The sequence below is a fragment of the Psychroserpens sp. S379A genome (assembly GCF_049800755.1).
In the GTDB taxonomy this organism is placed as follows: domain Bacteria; phylum Bacteroidota; class Bacteroidia; order Flavobacteriales; family Flavobacteriaceae; genus Psychroserpens.
Genome location: NZ_JBNAFQ010000005.1, coordinates 180,674 through 194,361 on the forward strand (window position 1 = coordinate 180,674; position 13,688 = coordinate 194,361).

Here is a 13,688-nt window from a genome sequence, read left to right on the forward strand (position 1 = left end):
ATCCTGAACTTGATTCAGGACCTCATCAATATTTTAAAGATTTATAAAAGCATTCGTTCTGTTTTAGGTGGAATGCTTTTTGTATTTTTATAAGCCTAATATATAACCATGAAAAAACTAGCCATCCTTTTCCTTTTAACCATTTGCCTTTCATGTTCTAATGAGAAACAATCTGTTGATACAATAGTCGTTAACGCGAATGTTTATACAGTAGATAATCAGTTTAGTAAAGCGGAAGCCTTTGCGATTAAAGATGGAAATTTTGTTGAGGTTGGAACAACTTCAGACATTCAATCTAAATATACTTCAGAAGATATTAAAGACCTAAAAGGTAAAACCATTGTGCCTGGACTTATTGATGCGCATTGCCATTTTTTAGGATTGGGTTTTAATCAACAAGCCGTTAATTTGGTTGGTACTAAAAGTTTTGAAGAGGTCATGAAACGCGTTTTAGATTTTCAAAATGAGCGTCACCAAAACTATATTTTAGGTCGTGGTTGGGATCAAAACGATTGGGAAGATAAAACGTTTCCGAATAAAAATTTACTCGATAAGTTATTTCCCAACACACCAATTGCTTTAACTCGAATCGATGGTCACGCAATGTTATGCAATCAAGCAGCTCTAGATTTAGGACAGGTTACTGCGAATACAAAAATTGAAGGCGGAGAAGTTGTGGTTAAAAACGGAAAACTGACAGGTGTTTTAATTGATAATGCCGAATCTTTAGTTATGAAGCATTGGCCAAAACCGACTCGAAACGATAAAGTAAATGCTTTGTTAGAAGCTCAAAAGCTGTGTTTTGATTTAGGTTTAACAACTGTAGATGATGCTGGATTAAATCAAGAAGATATTGAAATAATTGATAGTCTTCATATATCTGGTGATTTAAAAATGAGAGTCTATGCTATGGTGTCTTATTCTGAAGATAATGTGGATTATTACTTAAACAAAGGCATTATTAAAACCGATAGATTACATGTACGCTCGTTTAAGTTTTACGCAGATGGCGCTTTAGGATCTCGAGGAGCTATGCTACGTGAACCTTATAGTGACAAGCCTAATCATTTGGGATTGTTAGTGACCGATTTAGAAACGTTTAATAAAAATGCCGAACGCATTGCAAATTCAGACTATCAAATGAACACGCATGCTATTGGTGATTCGGCTAATCATGTGGTTTTGCAAACTTATAATAAAGTGTTATCTGGTAAAACTGATAGACGTTGGCGAGTTGAGCATGCACAAGTGGTTTCTCAAGAGGATTTTAAGTTATATAAAAATGTAATGCCATCTATTCAGCCAACGCATGCTACTAGTGATATGTATTGGGCAAAAGATCGCTTAGGAACTGAACGCATTAAAGGTGCTTATGCCTACAAGCAATTGTTAAATGCCTACGGAAAAGTGGCTTTAGGAACCGATTTTCCAGTAGAACATGTCAGTCCGTTTTTAACCTTTTATGCTTCAGTAGCTCGCCAAGACTTAGAGCAATATCCAGAAGATGGATTTCAAAAAGAAAACGGATTAACTAGAGAGGAAACCTTAAAAGGAATGACCATTTGGGCTGCTTATTCTAATTTTGAAGAACATGAAAAAGGGAGTATTGAAGCTGGTAAATTTGCAGATTTTATAGTGTTAGATAGAGATATCATGACCATTAATCAAAACGACATTCCAAATATAAAAGTAGAGCAAACTTATGTTAATGGTGAGGTTCAGTAATTTTTGCCAAATAATCAAAGTGCTCACCTTCCATTACTTTTTCGCAATGCAATCCAACAGATGTACAAGCGAGTTGTAGACGTTCAAAATCAAGATAGAGCCATTTCATTGGAGCTTCATTTTCGCCTTTATAACTTAAAAAATAATCGAGTTCACCATAATAATTGGCATTGGTGTCAATCCAAAGTCCACCATCGTCATCTTCGTACATGTATTGAATATCTGAAGAATCAATAAGTATTTGTCCGTTTGGTTTTAAAAGTGATTTTAAATGCTTCAGATATATAGATGTTTGAGATAATTCTTGAAAAATTCCAGTCCCATTCATCAATAAAAGAATAGTATCAAATGCTTCAGTTTCATCTAGAAGTGCTTTCAATTCAACATGGTTTACACCTCTAGCTTTTGAGACTTCAATAGCACCTTCAGAAATGTCGATGGCTTTAACTTTAAAATTGTTTTTTTGAAGGTGTAAACTATGACTTCCAGAACCACAACCAACATCAAGAACGATTCCTTTAGCTAGGTGTAACGCTTTTTGTTCTAGTTTAGGCATTTCAGAAAACGAACGAAATAAATACGGAAGTGGTAGCACATCATCACTAGAAATGTTGGTTGACGTTACTAGGTCTTCGGTATAATTTTTATTGTAATAATCACGTAATGCGTTTCCGAATATATCTTTCATCGAGTTGTCATTCCGCACTTGATGCGGAATCTATTTAATTAATTGCATTGCCTTGAAAGGCAAGTTCAGTATTTTTGTGATATGCAAGACTTTATTAACAATCTTCCAAAGCTCGCCAAAGATAAGCATAAGGAAAACAAAACCTTCTTCACAAAGCTTAAAAAAAAGCCTCCTAAACAATTAGATTATATCATGCAGGATTTGCATGAAGCTGAATTTGAGCAAACCAATTGTTTAGAGTGTGCCAATTGCTGTAAAACAACTGGACCACTATTTACACCAAAAGACATAGAGCGTATAGCAAAGCATTTTAAAATGAAGCAGCAACAGTTTATAGATGCTTACTTGCGATTAGATGAAGACAATGATTATGTGTTGCAATCGGTTCCTTGTACATTTTTAGGAGCTGATAATTATTGTTCAATTTATGAGGTAAGACCCAAAGCATGTAGAGAGTTTCCGCATACAGATCGAAAGAAATTTCAGCAAATCTCTAACTTAACATTAAAAAATGTAGCGATTTGTCCTGCAGCTTATAACATTGTTGAAGCTATGAAAGAACGTATTAAAAAGTAAACTTTAGTTTTATACTAGTGTATATGAAAACTAAATTTTCTTTAGTAAATTTGAAGAAAGCCTATTTAATTATAAAAAATTATCTCTAAACATTTTGGAAACTATCATTAACTATTTTGAAACAATTCCTTCTCTTCATAGAAGTTTGATTTTAGTTGGTGGACTTACATTGTTTTGGCTGTTAGAAGGTGTATTCCCTCTAGTAAGCTTTAAATACAAAAAATGGCAACATGCTATTCCAAATATCTTTTTTACATTAACGACTGTTATCATTAATTTCGGAATGGCATTTTTGTTATTAGGAAGTGCAGATTGGGTAAAAGAGCATCAATTCGGAATAATTAATTGGATTCCTAATGTACCACTTTGGGCTTATGTTGTATTAGGTGTGTTGCTTTTAGATTTTATAGGTGCATATTTGGCGCATTACGTCGAACATAAAATCAAACCACTGTGGATGATACATTTGGTGCATCATACAGATCATAATGTTGATACTACAACAGCTAATAGACATCATCCACTTGAAAGCATTATCAGGTTTGTATTCACACTTATTGGTGTATTTATTGTTGGAACTCCAATAGCAATTGTGTTTTTATACCAATCCTTATCATTGATAGCAACTCAGTTTAGTCATGCTAATATTAAATTGCCTAATAAGATAGATGACCTTTTGAGTTATATTATTGTATCTCCAAATATGCATAAAGTGCACCATCATTATAGATTGCCTTATACAGATAGTAATTATGGAAATATCTTTTCAATTTGGGATAGACTTTTCGGAACCTATATGAAACTTGATCCTGAATGTATTGTATATGGTGTAGATACCTTTCCTGATGAAGAATCTAATGGAAAAATTGGAACGCTCTTAAAACAACCATTTCATAAATATCGAAGACCTACAATTACAGACGAGTTAGACTAAAATAATACATTTTAAAATCGATTAAGTGTTTATTTTTAGGGGTTTACGAATAATTGTGAAGCCTTTTGTTTTTCTGAAAAGGTGTAGTTCATCCCTTTTTTTTATCTCTTTTTTTCATTCATCGACTCTTTTTTAACATTCATCCTAAATCTTGTTTTCGAAGTTTTTCTCAACCTACATTTGAATATAATTAAGAACAATCTCTTATTTATATAAAGTGCCCATAGTTTATATAAAATCCCTCTTTGAGATTTTTATTTTAAATTTTTTAGTTAACCTTTAAATGACCCCAATCATGAACAAGATTACTATAATTGGCATGCCAATTCACGACCTCATTGGTCTCGTATTATTTGCATTATTTTTTGGCAGTAATGTTTCTGCACAAGAGACTTATACTACGATTAGAAAAAATGTGAATCCTTTAGCTTACAACCTAAATCACGATTTATCTAGTACTCAAGATTCGTTGCTTTTAGAAAACAAATTTTTGTTTAAAAGAGTTCGTTTTATTAGTGATCAAGCCGAAAAAGTATTCGATTTTAAACCTGCTGTAAAAAAGGCTAAAATCCCTTTAGATGAATTACCACTAGGGAATTATACAGTTATGTTTTACCAAGCAGATAAAATTATTGTATTTCAAATTGATAGAATTTTACCTTTCGATATAACTCACGGTTTAGAGTCTGATGCTATTGCATTAAATGATGATGAAGTCTTATCAGAAGATATTAATGCTCTTAATTCGGCAGACTTTAATAGAGTTGAGATTGACGAGGTTAAAGGGCTGAAAATGGATTATGATACAGTTAGTTTTGATGTTGCAGCTAATGATCCTGATTTAGATTTAGAGAATGATATGGATCATTACATGAAAAGTTATAACATTTCAGATATTGGTAGAGATAATGTTCAAACGAGAGCAGATTACAGACGAAATAATCTAAGACCTAACGGAAAGCCTTATAATGACTAGATTATTACTTTAATTGTAAGAATTTATCCTTACTTCGGTTTTATTTGCCGTTTGTAGATTATTTTGTGACCAAACAGCAAAAGAGTACTAGTTTTAATCTTAGGGATTATAATTAAGCTATTAGTTCATTGTTGACGTTAACAGCGTTTGTCTATGAAAACAGTTTATATTATAATCTTTTTTACTTTTTTAAGTATTCCTTTAAACCAATTGCAAGCTCAAAATGATTTTGCCATTTTAGAAAAGAATGTCAACGTTAGAGCAAAAGGATTGATTCAAAAATTAAATGCTTCAAAAGACACACTAATACTTCAAAGTGATACTTTTATTAATAAAGTATATGCTGTTAATATGAATTACAAAAGAGAAGTTGATTTAGCTGTGCGACGTAAATCAGTTGAAATTCCTTTAAAGAATCTAAGTAAAGGAAAGCATGTATTTGTAGCTGTACAATCTCCTGTTCGAATTGTATTTGTTGTTAAAATCTTAAGAGATAATTCTGTTTTGCTAGCTATGGAAGAGGATAAGTTACACTCTAATGAATAAATTAGTTATAAATTAAATATTTTGCTCTCATCGATTTAAATTCCAAAAGACCCTTAGCCCAAGATGCTCTTATGTCTTTTTCTGAAACACCATTCTCAATCTGTTCCTGTAATTTAGTAGTTCCAGCTAGTGTTGTAAAATAATCAATAAAGAACTCGTGTTTGTCTTTAGTGTTTTGATATGCTTTAATTAAATAATCCAGATGAATTCTATTCAATCTATTTTTATTTCTTAAATCTTCACCATAACATACCTTACCTTTATGTTTAGGATGTTTTGCACCTTCATTAGCTTGTGGTACAAATTCAAACGTATATTCTGTGTTATTTAAAAACGGACTACCATAAATTTGAAATTGACTATCTGTTCCTCTTCCAGCACTTACATTCGTACCTTCAAAAAAACATAAGCTAGGATATAAATTTATAGCTACATCATTAGGTAAATTAGGCGAAGGTTTTATAGGTAAACTATAAGTGTATTCACGTTTGTAATTAGACATAGGTATAACTTTTAACTCACATTGAATACCGTTTTCTAACCAACCTTCTCCATTAATCATTTGTGCATATTCGCCAATAGTCATACCATGAACTACAGGAATAGGATGCATACCAACAAACCCTTTGTGTTTCATTTCTAAAATTGGTCCATCAATATAATGTCCATTTGGGTTTGGTCTGTCTAAAACCATTACAGGAATGTTGGCTTCAGCACAAGCTTCCATAACATAATGTAAAGAAGAAATATAGGTGTAAAAACGAGCACCAACATCTTGTATGTCAAACACAACAATATCTAAATTGGCTAATTGAGTTTTAGATGGCTTTTTGTTTTTTCCGTAAATAGAAACAATAGGGACACCTGTTTTGGTGTCTACTCCATCTTTTAAAAGTTCACCAGCATCAGCTTTACCTCTAAAACCATGTTCTGGTGCAAAAACTTTTTTAACATTAACTTTTAAGCTAAGTAATGAATCAACAATATGTGTATAAAAGGTGTTGTCAGATTTGAAAACAACACTGGTTTGATTAGCAACAATACCAACACGTTTCTCTTGTAATAAAGGCAAATACGCATTCATTTGATTAGCACCAATACCAATAGGCGCATCATTAGTTTGTTGGTCATGTTGAGTTTGTTGAGGTGTCATGTTATTTTGTGCAGAATCTTCTCTTGTTTTATTTCCGCAAGAAATCAGTACTAAAACAAGTGCAATAATAATTGGGAAAACCCTATTTTTGAATATCGATAAACGCATTTTTTAATTTTGAATTACGAGTTTTTTATAGCTAAACGCATTATAGGCAGTAAAGCGTATAAAAGTAGTGTTTCGGCTCCAATAATAAAAATTGGAATCACTGCCATTGCTGTTGGTATTATAGTCATGCTTGTAGCTATTGCTACTGGTCTCGGACTTCAAAAAAAAGTGCGTGAAAAGGTAATTGCTTTTAATGGACATTTGACTATTATTAACTACGATGGTAATATCTCTAACGAATCTGTGTTGCCTGTCTCTACTCAACAAGATTTTTATCCAAATTTCAATACAGTCGAAGGTGTTAAACACATTCAGGCTGTGGCAACAAAATTTGGCGTAATACGAACCGAAACCGATTTTGAAGGTGTTGTTTTAAAAGGTGTCGGACACGAGTATGATTGGTCGTATCTCAAAGATTTTTTAGTAGAAGGTCATTTACCAAACTATTCAAATGATTTAAATAACGATGTTGTTATTTCTAGTTATTTGGCTAATCGACTACAGTTTAAAGTTGGAGATTCCTTTCAAATGGTGTTTGGAAAAGAACATATTGATGAGCTTCCATTTATCAGGCAGTTTAAAATTGTAGGTGTTTTTAGTTCTGGGTTTCAGGATATTGATAAAACCTTTATGATAGGAGATTTGAGACATGTACAACGTTTTAACCGATGGAAAGATAATCAAGTAGGTAATTTTGAAGTGTTTTTAGAAGATTATAGTCAGTTAAATGAAATGGATACCAAAATTAGAGCTGCAACACCTTCAAACTTAAACACACAAACCATAGAAGAGAAATATTATACGACGTTTGAATGGATTAAAATTTTTGACAACAATACCTATGGAATCATAGCAATCATGATCATTGTAGCTGGAATCAACATGATTACAGCACTTTTAGTTCTAATTCTTGAACGTACTCAAATGATAGGAATTCTAAAAGCACTAGGTAGTTCTAACTGGAGCATCCGAAAAATATTTCTGTACAACGCAACTTATTTGATTTGTCTAGGCTTGTTTTGGGGAAACATCATAGGTTTAATCTTACTCTTCCTTCAGCAACAATTTAGCCTTCTAAAATTTCCAGATCCAGAGCAATATTATGTCTCGATAATTCCAGTTCATATCAGTTTTGATTATATTGTTTTACTTAACATTGGTACTTTTATTGCCTGTTTTTTAATGCTAATGATTCCGTCCATAATCATCACTAAAATTTCGCCAGTTAAAGCCATTCGTTTTGAATGATTTTGGCGTTACCTTATCAGGTCGTGCTTTCGCAAGTCGCTCTTTTAACAAAGGAGCTCCAACAAATGCTCAATCGCTAACGCTATATAATTGTAACTAAAAAGTAAAATCACTTTTAACTTTCTACTTTTCATGTAAATTTGCAAGGCAAAACAAAAATTATGGATTACGCAGAAAACATATTAGGAACCATTGGTAATACACCTTTGGTCAAATTAAATAAGCTCACAGCCGAATTACCATGTTTAGTATTATCAAAATACGAAACCTTTAATCCAGGTAATTCTGTTAAAGATCGTATGGCATTAAAAATGATAGAAGATGCCGAAGCAGATGGTCGCTTAAAACCTGGAGGAACCATCATTGAAGGAACTTCTGGTAATACAGGAATGGGATTGGCTTTAGCTGCTATTGTAAAAGGTTACAAATGTATTTTTGTAATGGCAGACAAACAAAGTAAAGAAAAAGTAGATATAATGCGAGCTGTTGGAGCCGAAGTAATTGTATGTCCAACAGCCGTTGAACCAGATGATCCACGTAGTTACTATTCGGTTTCAAAACGTTTAGGAGAAGAAACACCTAATTCATGGTATGTAAATCAATATGACAATCCAAGTAATGCTAAAGCACATTACGAAAGTACTGGCCCAGAAATCTGGAAACAAACCGATGGAAAAATTACACATTTTGTTGTTGGAGTAGGAACAGGTGGAACTATTTCTGGTGTTGGAAAATATTTAAAAGAGCAAAATCCGAATATAAAAATTTGGGGAGTTGATACTTACGGAAGCGTATTCAAAAAATATCATGAAACTGGAGAATTTGATGAGAATGAAATTTATCCTTACGTTACAGAAGGTATTGGAGAAGATATACTTCCTGAAAATGTAGATTTTTCTATCATCGACGGATTTACAAAAGTAACCGATAAAGATGCCTGTGTGTATACCCAAAGACTAGCAAAAGAGGAAGGCATGTTTTTAGGAAATTCTGCTGGATCTGCTATTAAAGGTGTGTTGCAATTAAAAGAGCATTTTACAAAAGACGATGTGGTTGTGGTGTTGTTTCACGATCATGGAAGTCGTTATGTTGGTAAAATGTTTAATAACGACTGGATGAAAAAAATGGGCTATTTAGATTAATAAATATATTACAATAGCAATACGATAAAGGCCTGAATTTTGTTCAGGCTTTTTTGTGCTTTCCAATGAGAAAATGAAGTTGTTAATTTAAGATTTCTTATTTTTAATAATATACTTTTCAATCTAATAAAATTCAAAAAGTACAAAGCATCTAAAGCTATACAATCTTTAACACAATAGGCATTTAAATCTTCAAGTCAATTAAAATAGTTGTGAATTGAATGAAGCGTTTTTTATCTGCATTCAAATGTAAACTTGGTATTCTCCTCATTATTTTTACTTTTATATAATGAGAGAAAATTTTCTTCATTATTTGTGGAAGTATCAAAAGTTTGATGTTCGTCAATTAAAAACTGTACAGGATGAGTTGATTAATATAGTATCTGTTGGAAGTCATAATCACAACTCTGGTCCAGATTTTTTTAATGCAAAACTTAGAATAGGAGCACAGCTTTGGGCAGGAAACGTTGAAATTCATATCAAGTCTAGTGATTGGTATGTGCATCATCATGAGCAAGACATCGCTTATGATAATGTTATTTTACATGTGGTTTATGAACACGATGCAAATGTCTTCAGAAAAGATAATTCTACCATTCCAACGCTTGAGTTAAAGCATTATATAAATGCTAAGATATTGCATAAATACTACGATTTATTTTCAAACACATCTAAATGGATCAATTGTGAAAAGGATTTTTCAAAAACCGAAGATTTTACTTTAAACCATTGGTTAGAGCGTTTATATTTTGAACGCTTAGAGCAAAAATCAAAAGCCATTGAAGACTTGCTAAAAACATCAAAAAACAACTGGGAAGCTGTATTGTTTATTTTACTGACTAAAAATTTCGGACTAAAAGTTAATGCAGAAGCTTTTTTTAGTTTAGCTAAATCCATAGATTTTTCAGTCATTCGAAAATCTCAACCCAAATTATTAGCATTAGAAGCATTGCTATTTGGACAAGCAGGATTGTTAGAAAAAGACATAGAGGATTCCTATTATTTAAAACTAAAAAACGAGTATGCATTTTTAAAGCAAAAATTTCAGTTGTCTAATGATTATGTAACGCCTTTGCAGTTCTTTAGATTGAGACCATCAAATTTCCCAACCATTCGTTTGTCTCAATTGGCAAATTTATATCATAAAGAATCAAATTTGTTTTCTAAAATTTTAAGTAGTTCTACTCTTGAAGATTTTTATACGCTTTTTGAAGTAGCTGCTTCAGCATATTGGAAAACACATTATACATTTAATAATACTTCTAAAACCAGAGACAAAGTGTTAACCAAATCGTTTGCTGATTTGTTGTTAATTAACACCATCATACCTGTTAAATTTTGTTATGCCAAACAAAAAGGAGAAAATGATAATCAGCAAATAATAGATATCATAAGAGCTATAAAGCCTGAAAAGAATACAATTGTTAATGGGTTTAATAATCTTAAAAATGTGACTAATTCAGCCTTAGAGTCTCAAGCGTTTGTACAATTAAAAACCGAATATTGTAATAAACATCAATGTTTAAAATGTGCCATTGGAAATTCACTTTTAAACAAATAAACTTTTAATGTTTTAAACTAAAGCCTAAATTGCAACTATAATAGTTTTAGTTAGATGAATTTTTTCTACAAAATGTTGTATTATTTTCAAAAGCGTGGCTACTACGTTTGTCAGCGTATCGCAGACCGTTTGGGAATTCGAGCAAAAGTTGTGCGTACATCGTTTATGTATTTAACCTTTGTAACCTTAGGCTTTGGCTTTGCTTTATATTTATTTTTTGCATTTTGGATTAAAATAAAAGACATCGTATATACCAAACGATCTTCCGTATTTGATTTATAATTTATGAATCCATTAATAAAGTTTTTTAGAACTAAGATTTACACAGCAGTGTTTTTACTGTTATTGCTTTTGGCAATTGGTGTTATTGGGTTTAAAGTCATGTCTGATTATTCTTGGGTTGATGCACTCTATATGACAGTTATAACCATTACTACTGTTGGCTTTGGAGAGGTTCAGCCCTTAGATGATAACACAAAAATATTTACCATTTTTTTAATTTTGGCTAGTGTCATTATTTTAGGATATGCAATTACAGTAATTACAGAATATATTTTGAGTAAAAATGATTTGGAAGAATTAAAACAAAAAGAAATGCAAAAGAAAATAGACAGTTTTAAAAACCATATCATTATATGTGGTTATGGTAGAAATGGAAAACAGGCAGCAAGAAAGCTAAATGCATACAACAAGCCCTTTGTAATTATTGAAAAAAATAAAGAGATTATTGAAAAATATCAAGAAGAGAATTTACCATTTGTTTTTGGAAATGCTAATGAAGACGAAACTTTAATTGAAGCTGGAGTAGAACGTGCAAGTACACTTATTTCAGCATTACCAAATGATGCCGATAATTTGTTTGTGGTGCTTTCAGCAAGACAAATCAATCGTAAAATGAATATTATAAGTAGAGCGTCTCAAGAAACATCATATGAAAAGTTAAAATTGGCTGGTGCAAACAATGTCATTTTACCAGATAGAATTGGTGGAGATCATATGGCTTCTTTAGTAGTAGTTCCAGATTTAGTTGAGTTTATAGATAATTTAGGAATTGTTGGTGAACGTAATATCAATATAGAAGAAGTAATGGTTGATAAGCTTTACAATACAACTCAAGTTAAAACAATAAAAGATTTAGACCTTAGAAGAAAAACGGGCTGTACAGTTATTGGTTTTAAAAATGGAAAAGGAGAGTATTTGGTTAATCCTGAAGCAGATACAAAATTAATATCAGGTTCTAAGATTATTGTTTTAGGACGTCCTGAGCAAATTGAAAAACTAAATTCTCTTTACGATATCAAGTAGTAAGGCTTTCATTTTAACAAGGGATGCTTTATAAAATCATTTTTTTTTAGCATCTTGTAACCTTTATTATAACTAACTAATTTAAATAATTCTCAATATGAAGAAATTTCTTCTTTCCACTTTTGCAATAATGTTACCGTTTTTAACTTTTGCTCAAGAAACGACTTCTGAAAAAATCGATCGTGTTTTTAAAGATTATACAGGATGGTTTGTTGATGGTGTTTTTTACGAAATTCCATTTTCTGAAGAGTATAAAATTCCTTGGGTTCTTATTGTACTAGTTGGAGGTGCATTATTCTTTACTTTTTATTTTAAATTCATTAATGTCACAGGATTTAGAACTGCTATAAAAGTAGTTAGAGGTCAGTACGAGGATATTGAGAAACATGGGGCAGATACACTTTATGGAGATCAAACTCCAAATGAAACTGAAGATATTATTGAAACTATTAGAGATGAAGGTGCTGATGGTGAGGTGTCTCACTTTCAGGCACTTACTGCGGCATTGTCTGCAACCGTTGGATTAGGTAATATTGCAGGAGTTGCAGTGGCATTATCAATTGGTGGACCTGGAGCAACTTTCTGGATGATTTTTGCTGGACTATTAGGTATGGCATCGAAGTTTGCCGAATGTACACTTGGTGTGAAATATAGAGATGTTGGCGAAGATGGTACAGTTTATGGCGGACCAATGTATTACCTTACAAAAGGTCTTAAATCTAAAGGTATGGGAGGCTTCGGAAAAGTGTTGGCAGTGTTATTTGCCATTTTTGTAATTGGTGGATCTTTTGGTGGAGGAAATATGTTTCAAGCTAATCAAGCTGCAGCTCAATTCGTCAAATTATTTGAATTAGAAGGCGGAAATGCTGGTTTGTATTTTGGAATTGTAATGGCTATTCTCGTAGCAATCGTAATTATTGGAGGTATTAAGCGTATTGCGAAAGTTACTGAAAAAGTAGTGCCTTTTATGGCTGGAATATATGTGTTAGCTGCATTGGTAATTCTTGGAGCAAATTTCACTCTTATCGATGATGCATTTGCGTTAATTTATGAAGGTGCATTTTCTGGTTTGGGAATAGCTGGTGGTTTAGTCGGAGTTATGATTCAAGGTATTCGTCGTGGTGCATTTTCTAATGAAGCGGGAGTTGGTTCTGCTGCTATTGCGCACTCTGCTGTAAGAACAAAATATCCTGCAAGCGAAGGTATTGTTGCACTTTTAGAACCATTTGTAGATACCGTTGTGATTTGTACAATGACTGCATTGGTAATCGTAATTACTAATTTTGATGGTTCATTCATGGAATATGGAACTAAGATTAATGAAGGTGTTGAGATTACAGCTCAAGCATTTGATTCAGTAATTCCTCATTTTTCGATTATACTAACTATTGCTGTTATCTTATTTGCATTCTCAACAATGATTTCTTGGTCTTATTATGGCATGCAAGGTTGGGTGTTTCTCTTTGGTAGAGGAAAAACGTCAGATTTAGTGTATAAAATCTTATTTTTAATCTTCGTTGTCATAGGAGCTTCAATAAGTTTAGGTGCTGTAATTGACTTCTCTGATGCCATGATTTTTGCAATGGTTGTGCCTAACATTATTGGTGTGATTTTGTTATCTCCTGTGATTAAAAAGGAATTGAATAAGTACTTTAAGGCTATTGAGGTGAAAAATGAAGCTATAGATGAAGGTGCTGAAGACTTGAATCAACATTTATAAGACAAT

The 13,688-nt window shown here is 32.3% G+C and carries 13 protein-coding genes; 11 read left to right on the plus strand and 2 right to left on the minus strand.

The annotated features are described in order from the left end of the window. Positions 1–108: 108 nt before the first annotated feature. On the plus strand, positions 109–1,725 hold the full coding sequence (locus ACP15M_RS12655; RefSeq protein WP_425077575.1) for an amidohydrolase: 1,617 nt from the start codon (positions 109–111) through the stop codon (positions 1,723–1,725). Here ACP15M_RS12655 and ACP15M_RS12660 read toward each other — a convergent pair. Further along, on the minus strand, positions 1,706–2,413 hold the full coding sequence (locus ACP15M_RS12660) for a class I SAM-dependent methyltransferase (RefSeq protein WP_425077576.1): 708 nt from the start codon (positions 2,411–2,413) through the stop codon (positions 1,706–1,708). The two genes, ACP15M_RS12655 and ACP15M_RS12660, sit on opposite strands and share 20 nt — an antisense overlap. An 81-nt stretch (positions 2,414–2,494) precedes the next feature. On the opposite strand from ACP15M_RS12660, the gene ACP15M_RS12665 reads away from it, so the two are divergent. From ACP15M_RS12665 to ACP15M_RS12680, 4 genes are all read left to right on the plus strand, one after another. Further along, the gene (locus ACP15M_RS12665) at positions 2,495–2,989 is read left to right on the plus strand and encodes a YkgJ family cysteine cluster protein (RefSeq protein ID WP_425077577.1); all 495 of its coding nucleotides are present in this window, start codon (positions 2,495–2,497) and stop codon (positions 2,987–2,989) included. 94 nt (positions 2,990–3,083) lie between these two features. Next, on the plus strand, positions 3,084–3,923 hold the full coding sequence (locus tag ACP15M_RS12670; RefSeq protein ID WP_425077578.1) for a sterol desaturase family protein: 840 nt from the start codon (positions 3,084–3,086) through the stop codon (positions 3,921–3,923). A 295-nt stretch (positions 3,924–4,218) separates the two neighbouring features. Beyond that, positions 4,219–4,899: a hypothetical protein gene (locus ACP15M_RS12675; protein ID WP_425077579.1), complete on the plus strand. Its 681-nt coding sequence runs from the start codon at positions 4,219–4,221 to the stop codon at positions 4,897–4,899. Positions 4,900–5,052: 153 nt separating this feature from the next. Continuing rightward, a complete protein-coding gene (locus ACP15M_RS12680) occupies positions 5,053–5,445 on the plus strand; it encodes a hypothetical protein (RefSeq protein WP_425077580.1) in 393 nt (130 codons plus the stop codon). A gap of 1 nt (position 5,446) precedes the next feature. Here the strand turns inward: ACP15M_RS12680 and ACP15M_RS12685 are convergent, their stop codons facing one another. Continuing rightward, positions 5,447–6,706, minus strand: a complete 1,260-nt coding sequence (locus ACP15M_RS12685) for an exo-beta-N-acetylmuramidase NamZ family protein (RefSeq protein WP_425077581.1) — start codon at positions 6,704–6,706, stop codon at positions 5,447–5,449. 9 nt (positions 6,707–6,715) lie between these two features. Here ACP15M_RS12685 and ACP15M_RS12690 point away from each other — a divergent pair, with 9 nt between their 5' ends. From ACP15M_RS12690 to ACP15M_RS12715, 6 genes are all read left to right on the plus strand, one after another. Continuing rightward, complete coding sequence (locus ACP15M_RS12690; RefSeq protein WP_425077582.1) at positions 6,716–7,954, plus strand: ABC transporter permease; 1,239 nt, start codon at positions 6,716–6,718, stop codon at positions 7,952–7,954. A 161-nt stretch (positions 7,955–8,115) separates the two neighbouring features. After that, on the plus strand, positions 8,116–9,096 hold the full coding sequence (locus ACP15M_RS12695) for a PLP-dependent cysteine synthase family protein (protein WP_425077583.1): 981 nt from the start codon (positions 8,116–8,118) through the stop codon (positions 9,094–9,096). A 289-nt stretch (positions 9,097–9,385) separates the two neighbouring features. Continuing rightward, positions 9,386–10,657 carry a DUF2851 family protein gene (locus ACP15M_RS12700; protein WP_425077584.1) on the plus strand — a complete coding sequence of 424 codons (1,272 nt, stop codon included), beginning with the start codon at positions 9,386–9,388 and terminating at the stop codon, positions 10,655–10,657. Positions 10,658–10,711: 54 nt separating this feature from the next. Continuing rightward, positions 10,712–10,939 (plus strand): PspC domain-containing protein, encoded by a 228-nt coding sequence (locus ACP15M_RS12705; protein WP_425077585.1) that lies wholly within the window; start codon positions 10,712–10,714, stop codon positions 10,937–10,939. A gap of 3 nt (positions 10,940–10,942) precedes the next feature. Beyond that, on the plus strand, positions 10,943–11,962 hold the full coding sequence (locus ACP15M_RS12710; protein ID WP_425077586.1) for a potassium channel family protein: 1,020 nt from the start codon (positions 10,943–10,945) through the stop codon (positions 11,960–11,962). Positions 11,963–12,059: 97 nt separating this feature from the next. Then, positions 12,060–13,682 (plus strand): alanine/glycine:cation symporter family protein, encoded by a 1,623-nt coding sequence (locus tag ACP15M_RS12715; protein WP_425077587.1) that lies wholly within the window; start codon positions 12,060–12,062, stop codon positions 13,680–13,682. Positions 13,683–13,688: the final 6 nt, after the last annotated feature.